21 protein-coding genes are annotated in these 22,392 nt (G+C 65.7%); 5 read left to right on the top strand and 16 right to left on the bottom strand.

Annotation, left to right across the window (positions count from 1 at the left end; genetic code table 11):
- Nucleotides 1-55 precede the first annotated feature (55 nt).
- From ACZY0R_RS33840 to ACZY0R_RS33815, 6 genes are all read right to left on the bottom strand, one after another.
- Entirely contained in the window at nt 56-2,296 is a 2,241-nt protein-coding gene (locus tag ACZY0R_RS33840; RefSeq protein WP_488864637.1) for a TonB-dependent receptor, read from the bottom strand.
- Nucleotides 2,297-2,643: 347 nt separating this feature from the next.
- The gene (locus ACZY0R_RS33835; protein WP_488864635.1) at nt 2,644-3,627 is read right to left on the bottom strand and encodes a Bug family tripartite tricarboxylate transporter substrate binding protein; all 984 of its coding nucleotides are present in this window, start codon (nt 3,625-3,627) and stop codon (nt 2,644-2,646) included.
- Nucleotides 3,628-3,812: 185 nt separating this feature from the next.
- Nucleotides 3,813-4,715, bottom strand: a complete 903-nt coding sequence (locus ACZY0R_RS33830) for a LysR substrate-binding domain-containing protein (protein WP_488864633.1) — start codon at nt 4,713-4,715, stop codon at nt 3,813-3,815.
- 280 nt (nt 4,716-4,995) lie between these two features.
- The gene (locus ACZY0R_RS33825; protein WP_488864631.1) at nt 4,996-6,228 is read right to left on the bottom strand and encodes a metal-dependent hydrolase family protein; all 1,233 of its coding nucleotides are present in this window, start codon (nt 6,226-6,228) and stop codon (nt 4,996-4,998) included.
- Between the two features lie 38 nt (nt 6,229-6,266).
- A complete protein-coding gene (locus ACZY0R_RS33820) occupies nt 6,267-7,589 on the bottom strand; it encodes an MFS transporter (protein ID WP_488864629.1) in 1,323 nt (440 codons plus the stop codon).
- A 382-nt stretch (nt 7,590-7,971) separates the two neighbouring features.
- Nucleotides 7,972-8,466 (bottom strand): DUF2147 domain-containing protein, encoded by a 495-nt coding sequence (locus ACZY0R_RS33815; RefSeq protein ID WP_488864627.1) that lies wholly within the window; start codon nt 8,464-8,466, stop codon nt 7,972-7,974.
- 797 nt (nt 8,467-9,263) lie between these two features.
- Between ACZY0R_RS33815 and ACZY0R_RS33810 the strand changes: the two genes are divergently transcribed.
- From ACZY0R_RS33810 to ACZY0R_RS33795, 4 genes are all read left to right on the top strand, one after another.
- Entirely contained in the window at nt 9,264-9,518 is a 255-nt protein-coding gene (locus ACZY0R_RS33810) for a hypothetical protein (protein WP_488864625.1), read from the top strand.
- A 65-nt stretch (nt 9,519-9,583) separates the two neighbouring features.
- Nucleotides 9,584-9,793, top strand: coding sequence for a hypothetical protein (locus ACZY0R_RS33805; protein ID WP_488864623.1), 210 nt, complete (start codon nt 9,584-9,586; stop codon nt 9,791-9,793).
- Between the two features lie 423 nt (nt 9,794-10,216).
- Entirely contained in the window at nt 10,217-10,795 is a 579-nt protein-coding gene (locus tag ACZY0R_RS33800; protein WP_488864621.1) for a histone H1-like DNA-binding protein, read from the top strand.
- 205 nt (nt 10,796-11,000) lie between these two features.
- Nucleotides 11,001-11,318, top strand: coding sequence for a DUF167 domain-containing protein (locus tag ACZY0R_RS33795; RefSeq protein ID WP_488864619.1), 318 nt, complete (start codon nt 11,001-11,003; stop codon nt 11,316-11,318).
- A gap of 238 nt (nt 11,319-11,556) precedes the next feature.
- Here ACZY0R_RS33795 and ACZY0R_RS33790 read toward each other — a convergent pair whose 3' ends face one another.
- The 10 genes from ACZY0R_RS33790 to ACZY0R_RS33745 all read right to left on the bottom strand — a co-directional run bounded on the left by ACZY0R_RS33790 (nt 11,557) and on the right by ACZY0R_RS33745 (nt 20,640).
- Complete coding sequence (locus tag ACZY0R_RS33790) at nt 11,557-12,024, bottom strand: outer membrane lipoprotein (RefSeq protein WP_488864617.1); 468 nt, start codon at nt 12,022-12,024, stop codon at nt 11,557-11,559.
- Nucleotides 12,025-12,045: 21 nt separating this feature from the next.
- Nucleotides 12,046-12,993 (bottom strand): carbohydrate kinase family protein, encoded by a 948-nt coding sequence (locus tag ACZY0R_RS33785; protein WP_488864615.1) that lies wholly within the window; start codon nt 12,991-12,993, stop codon nt 12,046-12,048.
- A gap of 115 nt (nt 12,994-13,108) precedes the next feature.
- Entirely contained in the window at nt 13,109-13,609 is a 501-nt protein-coding gene (gene tpx / locus ACZY0R_RS33780) for a thiol peroxidase (RefSeq protein ID WP_488864613.1), read from the bottom strand.
- A 71-nt stretch (nt 13,610-13,680) separates the two neighbouring features.
- The gene (locus tag ACZY0R_RS33775; protein ID WP_488864611.1) at nt 13,681-15,471 is read right to left on the bottom strand and encodes a DUF3426 domain-containing protein; all 1,791 of its coding nucleotides are present in this window, start codon (nt 15,469-15,471) and stop codon (nt 13,681-13,683) included.
- 9 nt (nt 15,472-15,480) lie between these two features.
- The gene (gene prmA, locus ACZY0R_RS33770) at nt 15,481-16,395 is read right to left on the bottom strand and encodes a 50S ribosomal protein L11 methyltransferase (RefSeq protein WP_488864609.1); all 915 of its coding nucleotides are present in this window, start codon (nt 16,393-16,395) and stop codon (nt 15,481-15,483) included.
- A gap of 43 nt (nt 16,396-16,438) precedes the next feature.
- Entirely contained in the window at nt 16,439-17,806 is a 1,368-nt protein-coding gene (gene accC, locus ACZY0R_RS33765; protein WP_045237125.1) for an acetyl-CoA carboxylase biotin carboxylase subunit, read from the bottom strand.
- Between the two features lie 191 nt (nt 17,807-17,997).
- Complete coding sequence (gene accB / locus ACZY0R_RS33760) at nt 17,998-18,447, bottom strand: acetyl-CoA carboxylase biotin carboxyl carrier protein (protein WP_488864607.1); 450 nt, start codon at nt 18,445-18,447, stop codon at nt 17,998-18,000.
- A gap of 160 nt (nt 18,448-18,607) precedes the next feature.
- Nucleotides 18,608-19,102: a type II 3-dehydroquinate dehydratase gene (aroQ, locus tag ACZY0R_RS33755; protein WP_488864605.1), complete on the bottom strand. Its 495-nt coding sequence runs from the start codon at nt 19,100-19,102 to the stop codon at nt 18,608-18,610.
- Nucleotides 19,103-19,308: 206 nt separating this feature from the next.
- On the bottom strand, nt 19,309-19,857 hold the full coding sequence (locus tag ACZY0R_RS33750; RefSeq protein ID WP_045237123.1) for a TlpA family protein disulfide reductase: 549 nt from the start codon (nt 19,855-19,857) through the stop codon (nt 19,309-19,311).
- A 78-nt stretch (nt 19,858-19,935) separates the two neighbouring features.
- Complete coding sequence (locus tag ACZY0R_RS33745; protein WP_035875470.1) at nt 19,936-20,640, bottom strand: hypothetical protein; 705 nt, start codon at nt 20,638-20,640, stop codon at nt 19,936-19,938.
- Between the two features lie 351 nt (nt 20,641-20,991).
- Between ACZY0R_RS33745 and mpl the strand changes: the two genes are divergently transcribed.
- On the top strand, nt 20,992-22,380 hold the full coding sequence (gene mpl / locus ACZY0R_RS33740; RefSeq protein ID WP_488864603.1) for a UDP-N-acetylmuramate:L-alanyl-gamma-D-glutamyl-meso-diaminopimelate ligase: 1,389 nt from the start codon (nt 20,992-20,994) through the stop codon (nt 22,378-22,380).
- The last annotated feature ends 12 nt before the right edge of the window (nt 22,381-22,392 follow it).

Here is a 22,392-nt window from a genome sequence, read left to right as displayed (position 1 = left end):
GAGGTCCCGGCGTTGCCGCGTGGCGCGACATGGCGCCACGCCACTTTACCTTAGCTTACATGCGGTAGATGAGGGACAGCATCGCCGTGCGGCCGGTGCCCGGCACCGAGCGGCCGCCGTCCGACTGGATCAGCGCATCGTAGTACTTCTTGTCGAACACGTTGAACAGGTTCAGGCGCACATCGTACTTCGGCTGGTGGTAGGCAATCATGCCGTCCCAGCGCACGAAGCCCCCCACCTGCACGGTGTTGGTGTTGTTGGCATAGCGCTGCGACATATAGAAGGCGCCGCCGCCCACTTCCCAGTCCTGCAGCACGCGGTAGCTGGTCCATGCCGTCGCGGTGTGCTTGGGCGTATTGGTCGGGACCATGCCCTGGGTGCCGGCGGCGATGCCGTCGACGATCTCGCCGTCCAGGTAGGTGTAGCCCGCAAAGACCTGCCACTTGTTGGTGATGCGGCCAGTAGCGCCGGCCCGGAAGCCGCGCACGCGGATCTTCCCGGTCAGCGCGTAGGTGGTGGCGTCGATCTGGCTGCGGGCATTGTCCTTGGTGATCTGGAACAGCGCAGATGTCAGCGACAGGTCGCCGCCCATCAGGTCCCACTTGCCGCCTGCTTCATATGACGTGTTCTTTTCCGGGTCCAGGTTCTGCTGGCCCACGGTGCCGACCAGTTGCTCCAGCGACGGATTGAACGACGTACCGTACGACAGGTAGTAGGACTGCGCCTCGGTCGGCTGCCAGAGGCCACCCACGCGCACGCTGGTGAAATTGACGGTCTGGTCGGCGCTGGCCAGGGCGGTATTGCCCTTTGTATTGGTCGAGTTGACCGAGTTGGTGATGCTGGCGAGATATCGGTCGTAGCGCACCCCGGCCACCAGCTTCCATTGCTTGCTGAATTCGATCGAGTCGTTGAGATAGGCCGCCAGCGTATTGGCGGACGCACCCTGCCGGTTGCCAGTCGCGCTCGGCGCGGAGGCCGGCGAATTGCTGTACGCCGGGTTGACTACCGGTTCACACGCGACATAGCCGCTGGTGCCCGCTGCCGCAGTGGCGGTAGCGGCAGCGTTTAGCGGCACGCCATTGCAGGTGCCGTTGCGATAGTAGTTCTGGTTGTCATAGCCATCGTGGCCGATTTCCGCGCCAACCAGCACGGTGTGCTTGACCGGGCCGGTGTCGAACTTGGCGGTCAGCTCGGTCTGGTTGAATATCGAGTAATCGCGGATATGACGGTCATGGCTTTGCCGGCGTACAAAGAGTGCATCCAGCGGCAGGGTGGTGGTGGTCAGCGGGGTGAAGCCCTTGGCGCTGACCGTGCCGACGGCATTCGGCGCCGTCTCGCGCGCATTGGTGTTGACGTAGTTGAACTGGGTCTGGTTGCGCAGGCGCAGGTTCGGCGAGAACTTGTGATCGACGGTGCCGTTGAGCGCGACCACGTCCTGGATGGTGCGGTCGTCGTTGAAGCCGTAGGACGTCTTGCGGTTGACGTTGACCGGATGCCCGTTGATCGCCGGCAGGCCATAGTCGGGCATGTCCTCGTTATGCTGCAGCAGCGCAGACAGCGTGATTTCCGTGGGGGTGCCGATGCCGAGGCGCCAGGAGGGCGCGAGACCGAAGTCCTTCACCGTCATCTGGTCGCGCGTGCTCGGCGCGCCGTCCTGCGCCATCGCCGAGATGCGGAATGCCGAAGTCTCGCCGGTGGGCGTGTTGTAGTCGGCGGTGGCGCGCACCAGGCCATTGGTGGTGACCGACCCCGCGACCTCCGTGGCGGCCTTCAGCGAGGGCTTCTTGCTGACCTGGTTGATCACGCCGCCGGTCGATCCGCGGCCGAACAGCATCGACGACGGTCCCATCAGCACTTCCACCGAGTCCAGCGCGAAGACGTCGCGATAGTACTGGCCGCGGTCGCGGAAACCGTCGAGATAAATGTCGGTACGCGCGGAGAAGCCGTTGAGGTTGATGTTGTTGCCGATCTGGCCGCCTTCGGCGCCGCCGATGGTGATGCCCGGCACGTTGCGCAGCGCATCCGCCAGCGAGGTGCCGCCCTGCGCATCGATCAGCGCCTTGTTGACCACCGTTACCGATTGCGGAATGTCGCGCAGTTCCTCGGGCAGCTTGCTGATCGAATTCTTGACCGCGTTGTAGTCGTCATTGACGCGTCCGCTTTGCACCACGACCTCTTGCAGCGTTGTCGCGCCCTGGCTGGTGGCAGGCGCGGGAGCGGCCGTCTGGGCCAGGGTGACAACGGGGGTGGCGAACAGCGCGAGCAGTGCAGTCGCGATCGGAGTGCGGCGGTTCATGTCGATTCTCGATTCCGGTACGGCCGTAAGAACGAGTCAGCCGGCGGCTGCGAGAAGTGCATGCCTGCGGTTCGGACAACGGCGGGGCAAATATGATTGGACGAGCCGGAATATAAATGCGAATGATTAGCGTTGCAATTCGCGTTGTCTTTTTTTCACAGACAATAAATGGCGCTCTTGAATGTTCTTAAAATAAAACATTAATATCGTGATTTGCATCTATTGGCGCACTTGTGTTTCAGTTTACGGAGCATGGGGCGCATGTCAGAAATGAAACAGGCCTGTACGTAACAGGCCTGTTGCAGACATTTACAGTCCTGGCAGGGCAGGACTGGTAGAAAAATTTATTAATCCGCGGTCATATTGGCCTTCTTCGCGATGCGTCCAAGGCGTTCGCGCTCCGACTTGATGAAGGCAATGAAGCTCTCCTGCGTGCCGCCCGCGGGCTCAATGCCGTTGGGGATCAGGCGGTCGCGCGTTTCCTGCGTCTGCATCGCCGCGCTCATCTCGGCGTTCATCTTCTTCAGGATGGCGGGGTCCGTACCCTTGGGCGCGAACACGCCGGCCCAGTGGCCGATGCGCACTTCCGGCATGCCTTGCTCGGCGGTGGTCGCGATATTCGGTGCCGCGCTCATGCGCTTGTCCCAGGTCGCGCCCAGCGCCTTGAGCTTGCCGGCCTTGATGTTGGGCAGCACCACCACGCTGGCCTCGGAGGTGGCCGTCACCTGGTTGCCGATCACCGCGGTAATGCTCTCCGAACCGCTCTTGTAAGGCACGACAGTCAGCACCGCGCCTTTCTCCTTGAGCATCTCTTCGACAAAGTGCGGCGTGCTGCCGCTGCCTGCGGTAGCGAAGTTGGCGCCCGAGGCCTGCTTCTTGGAATACTCGACCAGTTCCTTGAGGTTGTTCACGGGTAGCGACGGCGATACCACGATCACGGACGGGCTAACCGCTACCAGTGAGACCGGCACCAGGTCGTCCGGCGCGTAGGGCATCTTGCTGCGGATCAGGCTGTTGGTGACGGTGCCAACCGCGCCGACCAGGAAGGTGTAGCCATCCGGCTTGCTCTTGGCCACATAATCCGCGCCCACCACGCCGCCGGCACCGGGGCGATTCTCGATCACCACCGCCTGGCCGAGCCGCTTGCCGACCGCGTCGGCGGCAGCGCGCGCCACCAGGTCGTTCGCCCCGCCCGCGGTGAATGGCACAACAAACTTGATCACATGCGTCGGCCACGCATCGGCGGCGTGGACCGGCATGGCGAGGCCGGCAGTGGCGAAGAGGGCGGGAACGGCGAGGGTCAGCGCGCGGCTGGTGGCGGGGATACGCATGGTTGTCTCCATTGGCTGTTTTAGGTACCGGGCGCCTGGCCAGGCCAACTTTGTGGCCAGCGCTACGCCGAGCGACCGATGATAACCAGCGAAGCTGTCAATTCGCTGAATCTGCGCATGCGCTTCCATAAGCGCTCCACAGCCTCCTCCCGCTTGCCCGGCTCGGCGGCGTCCGGGGTTGTCGGCTACTGGCCGTCCACGCTCTGTTGCGCCAGCCAGTTGCGGAACGCGCGCGCTGCCGCGGCTTCCGCGCGGTCCTGGGGCCACACCGCGTAGTAGCCGCCGCCCAGGCTTGCGCTCGCTTCGCAGGCGCGCACCAGCAGCCCCTCGTGCAGGCAGCGGTCGATCATGTGCCGCCACCCGAGGGCGATGCCCTGGCCCTCGATCGCGAGTTGCAGCAGGATGGGATATTGGTTGGCCACCAGCTTGTGTGGCGGGCGCGCATCGGCCACGCCGTTATGGGCCAGCCATGTCTGCCACGACATCCATTGGCGCTGTCCGTCTTCCAGCATCAGCAAGGTCTCGCCGGGGAGGTCGGCAGGGTCGAGCCGGCGGCCGTCCAGGTATCGCGGCGCGCAGACGGGGAACACGTCCTCGTCGTAGAGGCGGCGCGAAGCCAGTCCCGGCGGCGGGCCTTCGCGCAGGTAGTACAAGCCCACGTCGAACTCCGCCGGCGACAGCGACGCCAGGCTGTCGTTGACGAGCAGGCGCAGGTGGATGTCGGGGTGCGCGGCACGGAATCGCGGCAGCCTGGGCGTGAGCCATAGCACCGCCACGCCGGAGGAGCAGGCCACTGTCAGTTCGCCATGGCCTTTGCGCTTCATCACCTCCTCGGTAGCTTCGGCGCATGCGGCCAGCAGACGCTGCACTTCCTCGGCATAGGCCTGGCCGCTCACGGTCAGGCGCAGCGCGCGCGGCTCGCGGATAAACAGCTTCTTGCCCAGGAAGTGCTCGAGCTGGGCAACCTGCCGGCTGATGGCGCTTTGCGTCAGATGCAGCTCGGTGGCGGCGCGAGTGAAGCTGCCGTGGCGCATCGCGGACTCGAAGGCGACCAGGCAGGGCAGGGGCGGAAGGGGGGAGATGCGCATGGCGGCGAGTGGGACGGTTCAGTCGCCATGATAGTGCGCGGAGGGCTTGGTTCGGTGTCTTAGCTTTGCTCCCCCCCCGCTTGTGGGAGGGGATCGGGGGAGAGGGTGGGCGCTCGTTACGCCGTCGTGCTGGAAACAACCATTGGCTTCGCTTCAAGTGACTCCTAGCTAAGCCACCCCTCTCCCCAACCCTCTCCCCTGAGGGGAGAGGGAGTGACAGCCGTCGTGATTGCAGACGGCTCTGGCGCATCCTTGTCGGCTTCGTAGAGTGTCTTGGGGTTCAGCCAGGCAGGCGATGCAGGCGCCCCGCCTGCATCACCATCGTCAGATGCTCGCCCTGGCCGCAGAGCAGCCCGATGTCCGCCAGCGGATTGCCATCCGCCGCGATCAGGTCGGCCAGCGCGCCTGCTCGCACGGTGCCAAGTTCGCCTTCGCGCTGCAGGATGGCGGCGGCGATCGAAGTGGCGCTGCGGATCGCTTCCAGGTTGCCGAGCAGTTCCGCGCGGATGCGGAACTCGTCCGACTGGTCCTGGTGCATCTCGCCCAACAGGTCGGAGCCAAAGCCCATCGGCACGCCCGCTTCCGCATAGATGGCTAGCGAGTCGCGCCCGGCCTGGCGCACGGTCTCGATCTTCGCCACCGATTCCGCCGGCAGGCCCAGCCGCGCACCGTCGCGCGCAAGCGACTCGTAGGTGACAAGGGTGGGCACCACGAAGGCGCCATGCTCGCGCATCACGCGGGCGGCGGCGCGGTCGACCAGGTTGCCGTGCTCGATGGTGCGTACCCCGCAGCGCACTGCGCGCGCGATGGCGCGGCCGGTGTAGGCGTGCGCCATGACATAGGTCTGGGCCGCCTCGGCCTCGGCCACGATGGCGCGGATCTCGTCCTCGCTGTACTGCGTGTTGCCGATCGGATCGGTGGGCGAGGCCACCCCGCCGGATGCCATGATCTTGATCTGCGTGGCGCCTTTCTGGATTTCTTCGCGCACCGCCAGGCGAACCGCTTCCACGCCATCGGCCACACGGGCGATAGCGCCGGCGCGGAAAGCGCACGAGCATGGCTCCAGCATGTCTGCGCGTGGGCGGAAATCGCCGTGCCCGCCGGTCTGGGACAGCGCCTTGCCGGACGGGAAGATGCGCGGGCCGGGCACCAGGCCGGTCTCGATCGCCTGCGACAGGCCCCAGTCGGCGCCGCCGGCATCGCGCACGGTGGTGAAGCCGCGCTCCAGCATGGCCTTCATGATCGGCATGGCGCGGAACGCCACCAGCACATTGGGTTGCACCGCGTTCAGGCCGAGGTTGGCCAGCGACGCCAGCACGTGCACGTGGCAGTCGATCAGCCCGGGCATGACGGTCTTGCCGGCAAGGTCGAGCACCTGCGCGGCGGGCGCGTGGATCGGTGTGGCCGACACCTCCGCGATGCGCTCGCCTTCGATCAGTACATCGTGGCGTTGCAGGAGACCGCCGCGGGCGGGGTCGAGGACGTTGCCGCCCCTGAGTAGGATCTGTTTCATACGAGATACCAGATGAACAAGATGAACAAAAGCTGGAACTAGACGGGTTGCGCGGCTTGCACTTGCGCGGTTTGCAGGTAAGCGGGCTCGCACACCAGGCGCGTGCCGGCCAGGCTGATGGCGGCGGCAAACATCACATAAAAGGCCGGCGCCATGGTGCTGCCCGTACTGGCGATCAGCCAGGTGATGATGAAGGAAGCGAAGCCGCCGAAGATGGTGACCGCCAGGTTGTAGGCCACCGACAATCCGGTCGACAGCACCTTGGCCGGGAACAGTTCGGAGAACGCGGCCAGGATGGGGCCGGTGTAGGTGGCGATCAGCACGCCGAACACCAGCTGGAAGACCACCAGCGAAGCCAGCCCCGGCGCCTGGTTGATATAGACGAACATCGGATACGCCAGCACCAGGATCAGCAGCGCCGAGCCGGACAGCAGCACGCGGCGTCCGATGCGATCCGCCAGCATGCCGACCAGCGGCGCGCACACCATGATCGCCAGGCCGCCGACCATGCCGGCGATGAAGCCGGTGGACTGCGGCACATGGAGCACTTTGACCGAGTACGTCGGCATATAGAACAGCAGCACGTAAGTGCAGACCGTCCACAGGATCACCATCGAGAAGCTGGCCGCGGTCTGGCGCGGGTAGTCGCGCAGCACTTCGGCCAGCGGCGAGTCGGACTTGTCGGTGGCCTCACGGAACGTCGGCGTCTCGTCGAGGTGATGGCGGATGTAGTAGCCTACCGGACCGATCACGATGCCGAGCAGGAAAGGCAGGCGCCAGCCCCAGCTATTGAGCGCTTCGGTGCTCAGCGCGGAGGTCACGAAGGTGCCGACCGCGGCGCCCAGCAGCACCGCCACGCCGATGCTCGCCTGGATCCAGCTCGAATAGTAGGCGCGCCGTTCGACCGGTGCGTACTCGGTCAGGAAGGCGGTCGCGCCGCCCATCTCTCCGCCGGCTGAAAAGCCCTGCAGCAGGCGCGCCACCACGATCAGCAGCGGCGCGAAGAGGCCGATCTGATCAAAGGTGGGCGCCAGGCCGATCATGGTGGTGCCCAGCGCCATCAGCAGGATGGTCAGCGACAGTGCTGCCTTGCGGCCGACGCGATCGGCGTACACCCCGAGGATGATGCCGCCGACCGGCCGCATGAAGAATCCCACGCCAAAGGTGGCAACCGCCAGCAGGAGCGAGGACAGATCGTTGCCGGTGGGAAAGAAGAGCTTCGCGATGATGACGGCGAAGAAGCTGTAGACGGTGAAATCGAACCACTCCAGACCGTTGCCGATCACGGTGGCGACGATGGCGCGGCGGCGCTGCGAGCCGCTGACGATTGGTGGCGCTTCTGGACGGGCGCTTGCGTGCATGACTTCCTCCTGGTTGGCGGCGCCGGTGCGCGAACCGCGTCGGTACCGGGTCGGCGTGGCAGCGCCGCCCGGCGCGGTGGGGGGATGAAACGGCGCACGGCAGGTAAGGCCGATGTTAGGAGTCGCGCCGTCACCCTGAAAACGAATTCTGCGCATGTCGTCATGCGAGCAGCGCATGGCAACTGGCTGGCTGAGTGGCCGGGCGGGAAGCGAGGCGGCAGCGCCGGCGGCGGCGTGAAGACGGATTGGCCGGGACGGGTTGCCGAAGAACGGAGAGGCAGGTGAGGCGCTGAGGCGATGCAACGATGAAGTCAGGGACCGCGCAAGGAATGCGCCGTGGGTTGCCAGGCAGTACCGGAACCGGCACCGCCTGGCACGCGGGCTAGCGTTCGCGTTCCCAGGTCTGGGTGCGTCCCAGCAGGCTGATGCCGATGAAGCCGCGCACCTTGAGCTTGCTGCCGTCGTCCGCCAGCGACATCTTGGTCTTGTAGAGCTTGCCGCTTTCCGGATCGAGGATCTCGCCGCCACTCCACTCGTTGTCGCCGGTCTTGCGCAAGCCCGTGATGATGGTCATGCCCATGATGGGCTGGTCGCGGCGCGAGTCGGTGCACTTGTCGCATACCTTGGGCTTGCCGTCGCTCTTGCCGTCACTCTCGCCGAAGCTCTTGACGAGCTTGCCGCTGTAGACGCCGTTATGCTCGCTGATCTCCACCAGGCCGCGTGGCTTGCCGGTGGCGTCGTCGATGGTCTTCCATGAACCAGCCGGGGTGGTCTGGGCCAGCGCCGCGGCGCTACCCAGCAGCGCACCGGCGAGCACGGTGACGCGTGCCGCCATGACGGCGGCGCGTGCGGCGGAGCGGGGGGCAGTAAAGTGCATCGGGATCTCCTGTTCGGGTTGGGGCGCGCCATGACTGCGCGCCGTGGCGCTACCAGGATCGTCACTTGCCGGATTCGGCGAGCCTGGCGGCGCGGGTACGCCAATCTACTGATGATAGGCTCGCGCCGCAATCTCCCGGCCGTGTTTGCGTACGCATCAAAGCGAGCTGGCCGCTCGCCGGAAACCGGCGTGGTTGCTGGTTGCTGGCGTATTCTGTCATGCAGCAAAATTGTCTGCCGCCGGCACTTGAAGCAATCCTCTAGGCCGCATGTTCCGTGCGGCGCCGCCATGCCTGCGGCACCTGTCCGGCCACGCATCGTAGTTGCCATCTCGGAGTCTCGCTTTGCTTTGCGGGACTAGTGGGCGCATCGCATTGAACTGCTGGCGAACCTTTTCATCCCGCACCGTGCGCGCCGCGTTCGGCCTGGCAGAGAGTGCCCGACTCCGCGCGACACTACATGCAGGGTCCGGGATGCCTCGCCGGTGAACAGGTCGATGCTGTCGATTGCGGATGCCGGCCGATGGAAGGCACGCAGTCGTCTTGCATGCATCGATGAAGCCGCGCGATGCATGCAAGACGCTGTGTCCAAACCTCGCTTGAGTGCGTGTGTCGCAATGACGATTCTCAGACCGTTGCGTCGGCGCATCACTGCTCAAGCAGCACGCGAGCGTGCGAACCGGACTTCGACGCGCGCATCGTCCGCGCATCGCGCCGCGTCTTCAATGCACGGCTGCACGAAGGCCCGGTCGGTGCATGCGCGGCGCTCGTTCGCACTCGCGCGAAGTGTGAGAGGCCGATGTCGCGACGCGTGCGCGCAGTCATCGGCCAGGCATTCTCGGTTTCCCGAAAAGCCTTTGTTCATGCGGGTTTCCGGCGTTCGCGAAACGTCGTGAAGCGCGCCATCGCAGCGCGTCGAGTGCATACCGGCAGCGATGCTCGCGTGAAAAAAACGGAGCGTGCCGACGATGGTTTTTCATTCACTCGACGCGGCATCAGCGATGCGTCGATGGTGTGCGCGAGGAGCGATGCGCATCCGCGTCCGACGTGGTGAGAGCGTGTCGCGCGCATGCAAAGACGAGGCGAGCGGAGCGCGGCCATGAAGACGATGAAGTTGTCATGCTCGCGCGCAAGTTTTTTTGCACTTTTTTCTTAACATCGCGCAACAAACGAATTATGATTCGCCTTGACAAGAGTCTCACTTCATTGCATGGCTGCGAGGCAGGCAAGACAGCAGATGGAACGATGATGTTGGACGTGATGCTGATCGACGAGCGCCACCCACTTCGATGCAATGGAACAGGTAGCTCAGGAGCACTAGAACTTTGACGCAGACCAAGCCGTACTGGTTTACTAAAACGCGTGCAGTCTCCTTTGGCCCAGTAACGGGATGGGCGAACTACCCCCAAACGAATGCCGTACGTGGTGCGCGTGGCTTTGCCCGCATCATGGAAATGCCGGCCGATATCTCTTCTTTTCATGCCGCGTGCCGATCCGGCGGATGGCGCGGGCAGATCGAATATTCCAGGGCGCGGCAAGCGTCAGAAGCCCGGCTGCGGGCTCCGCTTTGCCACTATCGCACCGCGCGCCGCGGTGCCCCTGACACCGAATTCATTAGCGTGGGGTCGCAATGTTTCCGTGCGCCGATGAATCGCTCGCTCGATTGGGGTCGCATCGCGGTATCGCGCCTCGGGTCGGTCGGGTCGCCAACTTAGGTCATTCGATATTCACTCTCTAGTGAAGGAGTTATCCATGGCAACGACTGCAAAGAAGAAACCGGCGGCTAAGAAGGCCGCCAAGCCGGCCGCCAAGAAGGCAGCCGCCCCGGCCAAGAAGGCCGCTGTGAAGAAGGTCGCCGCCAAGAAGGTAGTGGCGAAGAAGGCTGCGCCGGCCAAGAAGGCTGCAGCACCGGCCAAGAAGGCCGCCGCCAAGAAGGTCGTAGCGAAGAAAGCAGCGCCGGCCAAGAAGGCCGCCGCCAAGAAGGTCGTAGCGAAGAAGGCCGCACCGGCCAAGAAAGTTGCAGCCAAGAAGGTTGTCGCCAAGAAGGCCGCACCGGCCAAGAAGGTAGCCGCCAAGAAGGCCGCACCGGCCAAGAAGGCTGCTGCCCCGGCCAAGAAGGCTGCACCGGCCAAGAAGGCTGCTGCTGCCAAGAAGGCCGCACCGGCCAAGAAGGCTGCTGCCAAGAAGGCCCCGGCCAAGAAGGCTGCCGCCAAGAAGGCTGCGCCGGCTTCGAAGCCTGCCGCTGCGCCTGCTGTCGCACCCGCTACAGCTGCCAAGACCGCGCTGAACCCGGCTGCGGCATGGCCTTTCCCGACGGGCACCCGTCCGTAAGCGTGCCGGTAACGGCCAGCGCTGGGAATTGCCAGGGCACGCATCGCGTGTCGCACTGACCAGATACTGCGTATCCGGTCCGCAAGACGTCAGTCTTGCCAACCCGCCGATGGTGAAAGCCCGGCGGGTTTTTTCATGCGCGCCCAGGCACCGGATCACCCTGGCGATTGCGCATTTGAACATCCGGAAAGCAGGGGAGGCGTAGATGGCCGCATGGTGCCGCCAGGGCAAGGGCTCCGGGCAAGATGAGATCGTGGTGACGGTGCACGTGCAGCCCGGCGCCAGGACGACCGCGGCCGCAGGCGAGTATGACGGCGTGCTGAAGATCAGGTTGGCGGCACCGCCCGTGGACGGCAAGGCCAACGAAGCCCTGTGCCAGTGGGTGGCCGCGGCGCTGGGCCTGCCGCGCCGTTCGGTCACGCTGAAGAGCGGTCAGGCCTCACGACGCAAGACCCTGGTGCTGGCCGCCGCGGGGCGGGATCCCGACGAGGTGGCCGCGACGTTGCTGGCGACAGGAAGCTGAGTGCATCCGGACGGGCAGGCCGTCGGCCTGCTTCCACAGGCGAGGCTCGGGCGGGCGCGGATCGCGGCAAGAAAAAAGCGCTGCCTCCGTCGAGGAGGCAGCGCTTTGGCAGGTCAGGGTCACGGCCGGAGGTCGCCTTAAACGGTCGCAGGCGCCGTTGGGCGGCCTTCTCGTATCCACGTAGCGTCAACTCCCGCTGCAGCGGACAGGAGCGCAGCGCGCCTCCCGGGTGCGGTGCTCAGTGCGTAACGCGGGTCGTGCCGCCGGAAGACAGCAGGCGCACGCGTTCGCCCGGGCGGAAGGCTTCGTCGGCGTCCTGGACGATGGCGCGCATCTCGCCGTTGTCCAGTCGCACGGTGATCTCCAGGCCACGGCGCTGGTTGATCTTGTTCTCTGCCATGCTGCCTGCGATGCCGCCGAGCACCGCGCCCAGCACGCCCGCGGCTACCGAGCCGCCGCCGCTGCCGATGGTGCTGCCGGCGGCGACGCCGCCGATGGCACCGCCGGCGATGGTGCCGGCGCCCGTCTGGTTACCCTGGATCAGCACCTCGCGCACGGTGTCGACCACGCCGTAGCGCAAGGTCTGCTCACGCTGAGCCTGGCCCGGCGTATAGATGCTGGCGGAGTTCGACTGCGAAGCGCAGCCGGCCACCAGGGTGGCGGCTGCAGCGAGCGCGATGGCGCTGGTGCGAAGCAGGGTATGCATGGGATCCATCCCGTAAAGGTGTTACTCGTAGCGATAACCAAAAGCCGACCGGAAGCGTTCACCGATTTCGTCGCGCGACGGTTTGTGGTTCTGCGGACCCTGGTGCGCGATCTTGATGGAACCCATCAGGCTGGCAAGGCGGCCTGTTGTTTCCCAGTCGAAGCCCCGTTCGATGCCGTATAGCAGGCCGCCGCGGAAAGCATCCCCGCAGCCCGTGGGATCGATGACCCGATCCGCTTTTACGGAAGCGATATTGTACTTCTGCTTGTTGGCGAAGACGCTCGCGCCCTGCTCACCGTGGGTCACGATGAAGGCCTGGACTTGCGCGGCAACTTCCTCGCTGGTCCAGCCGGTACGCGACAACAGAACTTGCGCTTCGTAGTCATTGACCGTCACGTAGCTGGCGAGTTCAACGAACTGGCGGAGGTCGTCGCCGTTGAACAGCGGCATGGCCTGGCCCAGGTCGAAGATGAAGGGCACGCCGGCCTCGGCGAACTGACTGGCGTGGTGCAGCATGCCTTCGCGGCTGTCCGGAGCGACGATGCCCAGGGTAGGCGCGTTGCTGCCGCCGAGCGCGTCCTGCACCTGCGAGAGCTGCGACTGGTTCATCGCGCCGGGGTGAAACGCCGTGATCTGGTTGTTGTCGAGGTCGGTGGTGATCATGGCCTGCGCCGTATAGGTATCGGGCAGGGTACGGATGTGCTCGGTGCTGATGTCGAGTGCGCGCAGGTACTGCAGGTAAGGCTCGGCATCGGCGCCCACGGTGGCCATGACCACGGGCTCGCCGCCCAGCAGCTTCAGCGTGTAGGCGATATTGCCTGCGCAGCCGCCGTACTCGCGGCGCATGGACGGGACCAGGAAGGACACGTTCAGCATGTGGATCTGGTCAGGCAGGATATGTTCGCGGAAATGCCCCTCGAACGTCATGATGGTGTCGTAGGCGACGGAGCCACAGATCAGGCTGGACATGCTCTCTCCAATTCTTGCAGTGCTTGCTAAGGGGGCGCTCGCTCGTGGCGGTGCCCACTGAATGTAAAAACGGCCACCCGGTCATCCGGGTGGCCGCGCCTGGCTGGTGGCGCGCTTACTTCAGCGCGGCCAGTGCGGCGTCGTAGTTCGGCTCGTTCTTGATTTCCGAGACCAGTTCGCTGTACTTCACGTTGTCGTTTTCATCGAGCACCACCACGGCGCGCGCGGTCACGCCGGCGAGCGGGCCGGTCTTGACGTCCACGCCGTAGTTGCCCTTGAAATCGGCGCCGCGCATCAGCGACAGCGGCACCACGTTGGCCAGGCCTTCAGCGGTGCAGAAGCGGCCCATGGCGAAGGGCAGGTCGGCCGAGATGGTCAGCACCACGGTGTTGGCGAGGCCGCTGGCGGCTTCGTTGAACTTGCGCGCGGAGGCCTGGCACACCGGGGTGTCCAGGCTGGGGACGATATTGAGCACCTTGCGCTTGCCGGCGAAGTCGGCCAGCGTGACGTCCTTCAGGTCCTTGCCGACCAGCGAGAAAGCGGGGGCCTTGTCGCCGGCTTGCGGAAACTTGCCGCCGACTTCGATGGCGTTGCCGCCGAGGGTGACGTTGCTCATATGTGCTCCTGTGTGAAATGCGGGCCCGTGAATCGGGGGCGCCCGGGATGAGCGGCGGGCCCGTGTGGAATTCAGGGGTAGAAGATCAGCACGCGGTAGTTCGCCGCCGCCTGCTGCGAACGGAATCGTACCCGAACCGGAAGCTCCGTGCCTGCGCGCAGGCCGTGCGTGGCAAAGGCCTGCTGCCCGGCGTCGAGATAATCGGCCGGCTGCAGTACCTTGCGCAACAGCAGCTGGTCCTGCAGGTCGGTCATGACCAGCTCGATGGCCGGCAGTGCCACGGTCGCCCGGCCCTGGTTGCGCAAGGTGACGGCAAGCAGGTATGCGTCGGTGTCCTCGTCCTGCTTTTGCAGCAGCGAGCTTTCGATGCGCAGGGCGTCGATGTCGCGCCACGGCGCTACCTCGCATCCCAGCGGTGCGCAGATCGCCTCGAAGGCCGGGCGCAGCATTGGGATGCGCCCTGACAGCTGGCTGCGCGCCAGATAGGTCGCTTGCACCAGTCCTGCCAGCACCAACACGGCGATCGCCAGGCGTTGCAGCGTGCGCTTGCGCCGTGCCGGGCCCGGACCGCGCTCGCGTGCGTGCCGCAGGAAGTCCGGGGCAAAGGCCGGTGCCGCGGGCTCCTCGCTGCCCGCCCGCAGGCGCGACGCCTGTTCGCGCGCCACGGGCTCGGGAATCTCGGGAAAATCGTTTTGCGCTTCGGCGCGCAGGTAGCCGCTCGCGCTCGGGACCGCCGCGGCGTCGGCTTCGGCGCGGGCGCTCGCGGGGGCGTGGCCGGCGGTGGCTACGTCGTTCGCCGAATCGCTGGCTTGCGCCGTGTCCGCGGTATCGGCGATGTCCGCGGTATGCGTTGCGTCGTCGTCGCCGGCCGCTAGTGGCGGCAGTTGCGCCGCATGCTCATGGGCGGCCTGCGCTTCACGTTCCGCATCGTCGTCCAGGGCGGTGGCCCCGGCGATGGCCTGGGGCGCGGCTTGCGGCGGCAGGTCGTCGGCCAGCGTCCTGGGGTCCAGTTGTGGCCAGGGGGTGGCTTGCGGCGTGGCGGCGGGTGTGTCGCCCGCTGCCGGGACGCCGGCTTCGCGCCAGGTGTAGGCGGCGGCACCGGCTATCTCGGCTACGCTGGCTTTATGGGTTGCGTCAGTTGCTTCGGTTGCCTGGTCCGCGGCGGAAACGTCAGCCTCCTCGCCATCGACAATGCCGGGCACGAACACGGCGGAAGCCGCTTCCTCGCCATCCTCCACGGCGCCTGCGTCCGGCTCCGCCCGCCGGTTGACGGCGTGCACAGCCTCATCGGCTTCCGCTTGCGTCTGGTACAGCATCACGGTGGGCGCGTCGAGCGCCGGCACGTCGTAACCGGGATCGAAGCCGGGATCGAAAGGAGGGATGTAGGGGCGGTCCGCACCGGATTCGGCTGCCTCGTCATGCGGCGCTTCCTGCGGCGCGGCGAGGGCCTCGGCAGCATGCGGGCCAGGCGCGTCAGGTGCTTCCGTTTCCGGGTGTGCCTCGGCATGGTGCCGTTTGCGTGGGGTTCGCGGCGCGCGGCCGTGTGCCGTGTCGTGAGCACCCTCGAGCGCTTCCTCGTGGGACTTCTCGTGTGGCGTGCGCGGCGAGCGGCGGTGGGGCTTTTCCGGGGCCGTCTCCTGCGGCGGCGCCGGGGCAGCCACGCTTGCGGCAGCCTCGGCGGCGACCGCGGCCTCGTTGGCCGGTTCGGGCGCCGGCAGTTCGATCAGGTGTTCACGCGCGTCGAAAACGGTGTCGCACTGGCCGCAGCGGACCAGGCCCTGCCGCAGCCGCAACTGATCGGCAACCAGCCGGAACGCCGTGCGGCAGGCCGGGCAACGCGTGACGAGCTTGGCTGCGGCCATTGGCGGTGCTCAGGGCTGGACGCCGGGGCCTTCACCGCGGGTGCCGTGCAGGCACACCCAGCCTTCCTCGCTGCGCCAGACTGACATGGGCAGCCAGGGCGCGTAGGCAGCGGCGACTTCGTCCGCCTGCCGCTCCAGCACGCCCGACAGCACCAGCCGGCCGCCGGGACGCACGCGGGCGCTCAGCATGGCCGCCATCAGCTTGAGCGGATTGGAGAGGATATTGGCGACGACGAGGTCGTAGCTGGCCTCGGAAACGGTTTCCGGCAGCGCGAAAGTGGCTTCCACGCGATTGCGCTCAGCGTTGTACCGCGAGGCTTCCACCGCGTTGGGGTCGATATCGATGCCGAGCGTGTCGCCCGCGCCGAGCTTGCGCGCCACGATGGCGAGGATGCCCGAGCCGCAACCGTAGTCGAGCACGGTTTCACCCGCCTTGATGTTCTGTTCCAGCCACTGCATGCACAGCCGCGTGGTGGGATGGCTGCCGGTACCGAAGGCGAGGCCGGGATCGAGTTCCAGCACCACCGCGTCGGGTTCGGGCGCTTCGTGCCAGGACGGCACCACCCAGATGCGCTCGCCGATGCGGATAGGCTCGAACTGGGATTGCGTCAGGCGCACCCAGTCCTGGTCCTCGACCGGCCGCAGCTGGTACGGCGGCACCGGGTCGATGCCCAGCGCATTGGCAGCAGCGGCCACCACCAGCACGGGATCGGTGCTGTTGTCGAACAGCGCCACCACGCGCGAGCGGTTCCATGCCAGGCGAGTCGGCTCCATGCCGGGCTCGCCGAACAGCGGCTGCTCGTCGGGCGTGTCGGCATCGGCGTCTTCCACCGATACCGACAGCGCGCCGAGGTCGAACAGTGCGTCAGACCAGGCTTCTGCCTGGTCTTGTGCGATTTCGATCACACATTCCTGAAATGCCACAGGCGATCCTTGTCGATCCGTTAATGCTGGCCGCGCCGGGGCTTCAGATCTTGCCGCCCTTGGCCACGGTCTTCTGGGCCAGGCGGTGTTCGAGATAGTGAATGCTGGTGCCGCCTTCGACGAAGTTGGCATCGAGCATCAGCTCGCGGTGCAGCGGTACGTTGGTCTGGATGCCGTCCACCACCATTTCCGACAGCGCGATCCGCATGCGGGCAATGGCCTGCTCGCGGGTAGCGCCGTAGGTGATGATCTTGCCAATCATCGAATCGTAGTTGGGCGGCACAAAGTAGCCATCATACGCGTGCGAGTCGACCCGCACGCCGGGACCGCCGGGCATGTGCCAGGCAGTGATGCGGCCGGGCGACGGGGTGAACTTGAACGGATCCTCGGCGTTGATGCGGCATTCGATGGAGTGGCCGCGCAGCTGCACGTCCTTCTGGCGCCAGCGCAGCTTCTCGCCAAAGGCGATGCGGATCTGCTCCTGCACAATGTCGATGCCGGTGATCATCTCGGTGACGGGGTGCTCAACCTGCACGCGCGTGTTCATTTCGATGAAGTAGAACTCGTTGTTCTCGTACAGGAACTCGAAGGTGCCGGCGCCACGGTAGCCGATCTTCTTGCAGGCCTCGGCGCAGCGGTCGCCGATACGCTCGATCAGGCGGCGCGGGATATGCGGCGCGGGCGCTTCCTCGATCACCTTCTGGTGGCGGCGCTGCATCGAGCAGTCGCGCTCGCCCAGCCAGATCGCCTGGCGATGCTGGTCGGCCAGGATCTGGATTTCGACGTGCCGGGGGTTCTCCAGGAATTTCTCCATGTAGACCTCCGGGTTGCCGAAGGCTCGGCCGGCTTCCTCGCGCGTCATGTTGACCGCGTTGACCAGGGCCGCTTCGGTGTGCACCACGCGCATGCCGCGGCCACCGCCGCCGCCTGCCGCCTTGATGATGACCGGGTAGCCGACGGTGCGCGCGATCGCCAGGATTTCCTTGGGATCATCGGGCAGGGCGCCTTCGGAGCCCGGCACGCACGGCACGCCGGACTTGATCATGGCTTGCTTGGCCGAGACCTTGTCGCCCATCAGGCGGATGCTTTCCGAAGTCGGGCCGATAAAGACGAAGCCGGATTTTTCCACACGTTCGGCGAAGTCGGCGTTTTCCGACAGGAAGCCGTAGCCTGGGTGGATGGCTTGCGAATCGGTCACCTCGGCGGCCGAGATGATGGCCGGCATATTGAGGTAGGACAGCGGCGAAGGCGCCGGGCCGATACAGACGGCTTCGTCGGCCAGCTTGACGTATTTGGCTTCCTTGTCGGCTTCCGAATACACCACTACGGTCTTGATGCCAAGCTCGCGGCAGGCGCGCTGGATGCGAAGGGCGATTTCACCGCGATTCGCGATCAGAATTTTTTCAAACATAGTCACTCTCTGCGAGGAGAAAGGCGGTCCCACCGCGGCGGATCATGGCGCCCCCGGCGCGGTGGCCGGAGTGCGGGCGGGGGAGCTGGCACCGGGACGAGGCCCGTGCGGCGCGTCCGGTTCGCCTGCGCCGGCGCGGCCGGCCGGAACATCCGGCGCAGGCTGCGGGCGGCGCGGCATGCCGGTCAGTATCAGCCGATGATGAAGAGCGGCTGGCCGTATTCCACCGCCTGGCCATTCTCGACCAGGATTTCCTTGATCACGCCGGCCTTGTCGGACTCGATCTCGTTGAGCAGCTTCATCGCTTCGATGATGCAGACCGTCTGGCCTTCCTTGACGGTATCGCCCACGTTGACGAAGGCCGCGGCGCCCGGCGAGGGTGCGCGATAGAAGGTGCCGACCATCGGCGAGGTCACGACATGGCCAACCGGCAGTTGCGGTGCGGCCGGCTCGGCGCCGGCAACAGGCGCCGCGGCGGCCGGGGGCAGCGCCTGCATCGGTTGCATCGCCATCGGCGCGGCGATGACCTGCGGCGGTGCCTTGACAATTCGCACCTTGCCTTCGCCTTCGGTGACTTCCAGCTCGGAGATGCCGGACTCGGCCACCAGGTCGATCAGCGTCTTCAGCTTGCGCAGGTCCATCTTCTATCCTCCTGAATCGGGTTGTCCGGCTTGCCGCTCTGGCGGCTTCGTCCGGGAAAAACTCATGCGTCCGGCGGGCTGCCTACGTCCGCCGGGCGAGACAGCGGGGACGTGACAGGCGCCGGGGGCGCGGTAAATGTCATGAAATAAACCGGCCGGGTCAGGCCTTTAGGGGCGCCTGCTCCAGCTCCTGCCCGAGGGCATAGTCCAGCGCCAGCAGGTAGCCTTGCCAGCCAAGCCCGCAGATCACGCCGATCGCCACATCCGAGAAAAAGGAGTGGTGACGGAAGTCCTCGCGCCGATGCACGTTCGACAAGTGGACCTCCACGAAAGGGATCGCCACCCCGGCCAGCGCATCGCGCAACGCCACGCTGGTATGCGTGTAGGCGGCCGGGTTGATGATGATGAAGTCAACGCCCTCGTCGCGCGCCGCATGGATACGATCGACCAGTGCCCCCTCGTGGTTGGACTGGAACGTAGCCAGGGCGATATTGGCCTGCCTTGCACGCTGCGCAAGGGCAAGGTCGATATCGACCAGTTTCGTGTGTCCATAGGTTTCCGGTTCGCGCGTGCCCAGCAGGTTCAGGTTAGGTCCATGCAGGACCAGCAGCTTGCGGTAGCGGGCGGAGCGGCGTTCGGGAGGCGTATCGATCACGGCGACTCGACCATTTCAACGAAATTGCGCGGAGATTACCGTAGCTTAGAGTGATTTGTCTAGCAGCGCAGACATAAGCGGCTTCCAGGCAGGCGAGTTTCTTGGTCTGATCCGGCACTTTCGACCTGTGCCATCGGAAATCGGTCAATTTGCGTGACGATCGCTCAAGATTAGGTGAGAATCGCCCCGAATCAAGAATTTTATGCCTAGCCGCGTGGTAGCGCGGCGCGCAGTTCGTCAGGGGAAACCCTGCCCATTTTGCGGTAGCTGACCGTGCCGTCAGGCGCAATGATCACTGTATAGGGCAGCCCGCCGGCGGCATTGCCGAAATTACGCGACAACTCCGTACCGGCAAAGCCCGCCACCACCAGCGGGTAAGAGACCGGTACTTTCTGGATGAACTGCTGGATATTGTTGGCCGAATCGATGCCGATGCCGACAAATTCCACCTTGCGCCCCGAGTACTCCTTGTGCAGCGCGGTCAGGTCGGGCATCTCCTCGACGCATGGGCCGCACCAGGGTGCCCAGAAGTTCACAACTACAGTTTTGCCCCGCAACTTGGCGAAATCGACCTGCGCGCCGGTCGGGTCAGGCAGTTGCGTACGCAGGAACGCTTCCACCGCCTCGTCGGATGCTGGCTTGGGCGAGAACACATAATGACCGGCCAGTGCGCCGGCAGCGGCAGCGACGACAGCAACGGCGAGCCAGACCCAGAGGCGGCTGCGGCGGACAGAAGTGCTATTGGAAGGGGTCATGGCAGCAGGAAGTTAGCGGCTGATAGATGGCAGAAAAGGCCAGGGGCTGGAACGGAAGGCACCGTGCCGTTCTGGTGCTCAGGCTGCTTCGGGCGTGTCGGGTGTGTCGGACGCGGCCGCCGCCGCGAGTGCCTGCACGGCGCTCAGGTCGGCACGGGCAACGCGGCCGCCGGCATCTGCCCGGACCGCGCCACGTTCATCATCCGCATCATACAGCGCTATATGAATGCCAACGGGCTGGCCAAGCTCGGCGCGGATTTCCCCCGCCAGCAGCCGTGCCTCCCTCTGTGCGGGCCACTGGCCCTTCCAGAGGAAGCTCAAGGTCTCGACCTCGCCACGGCCGGCAAAGTGCCGGCTTTCGCTGGTATCGAAATCGACACCGGCATTGAGCAGATGGAGGGTGAGGTCCTTGGGGCTGTCGCAGAAGCACTGCAGATAGACGTCCGAATGCTCGGTGGCCGTGCCGTTGAGTACCGCCCCGGCCAGGTAGGGGCGGAACGCGGCCAGGTCACTCATGGCCAGTATGGCCAGGCGGCGCAGGAGCGCCAGCACGCGCGGCTGGCTGTCCGAATGGAACAGCGCCTGGTAGGCGCGGACCTCGGCCTCGACCATCTCGTTGTCGGGGAGCCACTCGCCGGTTACGCGGATGTCGCCCAGCAACTGGCGCGCGGCCTTGCGCTTGGCGGTGGCGTAGTCGGCACCGTCTTCCGCGATCATGCGGGCGGCGGCCTGCGCAATTTCTTCGCGCAGGCGGATGGGGTCCAGGGTGGGGCGGCGGGGCATGTGGGGATGATACCGGAGGGATTGGGGGAGGCGCCCTGGGCGGGGTTTGGTTTCTTAGAGTGGGCGGGGAGCTTGAGATTCCGTTGGCTGGCGGATTTAACGTCAAAGCCAGCTTTAGCGGCTTAACTTCAAGGTCAACGGCGGCTCCCCCCTGCGTGGAGCGACCTTCCGGGGCGGGTTGCAGGGCTCGAACCGAACGGCTTCGGGGGCTCGCTGCGCACCATACGGAAGTGGATTTCCGCCTGGTGCCGCAGGCATCCCTCGGGATTCCCCCTGCCCCCCTCAGGTACAATTCCCCCTCATTCAGAAGCCACAGGCCCGGCCGCCCAGGCCCGCCGAATCCCAAATTCCATGCATATTCACATCCTCGGTATCTGCGGCACATTCATGGGCGGCCTTGCCGTACTGGCCAAGCAGGCTGGCCACCGCGTGACCGGTTGCGATGCCAATGTCTACCCGCCCATGAGCACGCAGCTCGAGGCCCAGGGCATCGAACTGATCGAGGGCTTCGATCCGAACCAGCTGGCGCTGGCGCCGGATCTGTTCGTGATCGGCAATGTGGTCTCGCGCGGTAATCCGCTGATGGAGGCCATCCTCAACCGCAACCTGCCCTATACATCCGGCCCGCAGTGGCTGGGCGAGCATGTGCTGCGCGGCAAATGGACGCTGGCGGTGGCGGGAACCCACGGCAAGACCACAACGACTTCCATGCTGGCCTGGATCCTGGAGGATGCGGGCTACAACCCGGGTTTCCTGGTTGGCGGCGTGCCCCAGAACTTTGGGGTGTCGGCGCGCGTGACCGAGTCCGATTTCTTCGTGATCGAAGCCGATGAGTACGATACGGCGTTCTTCGACAAGCGCAGCAAGTTTGTCCATTACCGTCCGCGCACGGCCATCCTGAATAACCTGGAATACGATCACGCCGACATCTTCCCGGATCTTGCCGCGATCGAGACCCAGTTCCACCACCTCGTGCGAACCGTGCCGGAGCAGGGCCGCCTGATCGTCAATGGGGCGGAAGAGAGTCTGGCGCGCGTGCTGGAGCGGGGCTGCTGGAGTGAGACGGAGCAGTTCGGCATGGGCGACTGGCGTGCCGGGGAGCCTGCCGGCGCCACTGGCGGCGCGACGCAAGACAGCTTCGATGTCTGGTTCGGCGAGGCGCTGCAAGGACGGCTCACCTGGGACCTGCAAGGCACGCATAACCGCCTGAACGCGCTGGCTGCGATCGCGGCGGCAAGGCATGTGGGCGTGCCGCCGGCCCAGGCGATCGAGTCCCTGTCGCGTTTTGCCAATGTGAAGCGCCGCATGGAAGTGCGGGGCGTGGTCGGCGGCATCACGGTCTATGACGACTTTGCCCACCATCCCACCGCGATCCAGACCACGCTCGACGGCCTGCGCAAACGGGTTGGCGCGGCGCGCATCCTGGCCGTGCTGGAGCCGCGCTCGAACACCATGAAGCTGGGCGTCATGAAGGCGCAATTGCCGGCCAGCCTGGAGGCGGCCGACCTCGTGTTCGGCTACGGCGCGGCCAGCGGCAAGGATGCCCTGGGCTGGGACCTGGCCGAATCACTGGCGCCGCTGGGAGAGCGGGCTGCCGCCTTCAGCGATCTTCCCGCGCTGGTGCAGGCGGTGCGCGCCGCGGCACGCCTTGGCGACCACGTGCTGGTGATGAGCAACGGCGGTTTCGGTGGCGTGCACCAGAAGCTGCTGGATGCCTTCGCTGCCGGCGACGCGGCCTGAGCGGGGACCGGC

It is taken from the genome of Cupriavidus sp. F041 (assembly GCF_057814235.1).
Note: the sequence above shows the minus strand (reverse complement) of the source record. Positions and strands in the feature narration are given on the sequence as shown.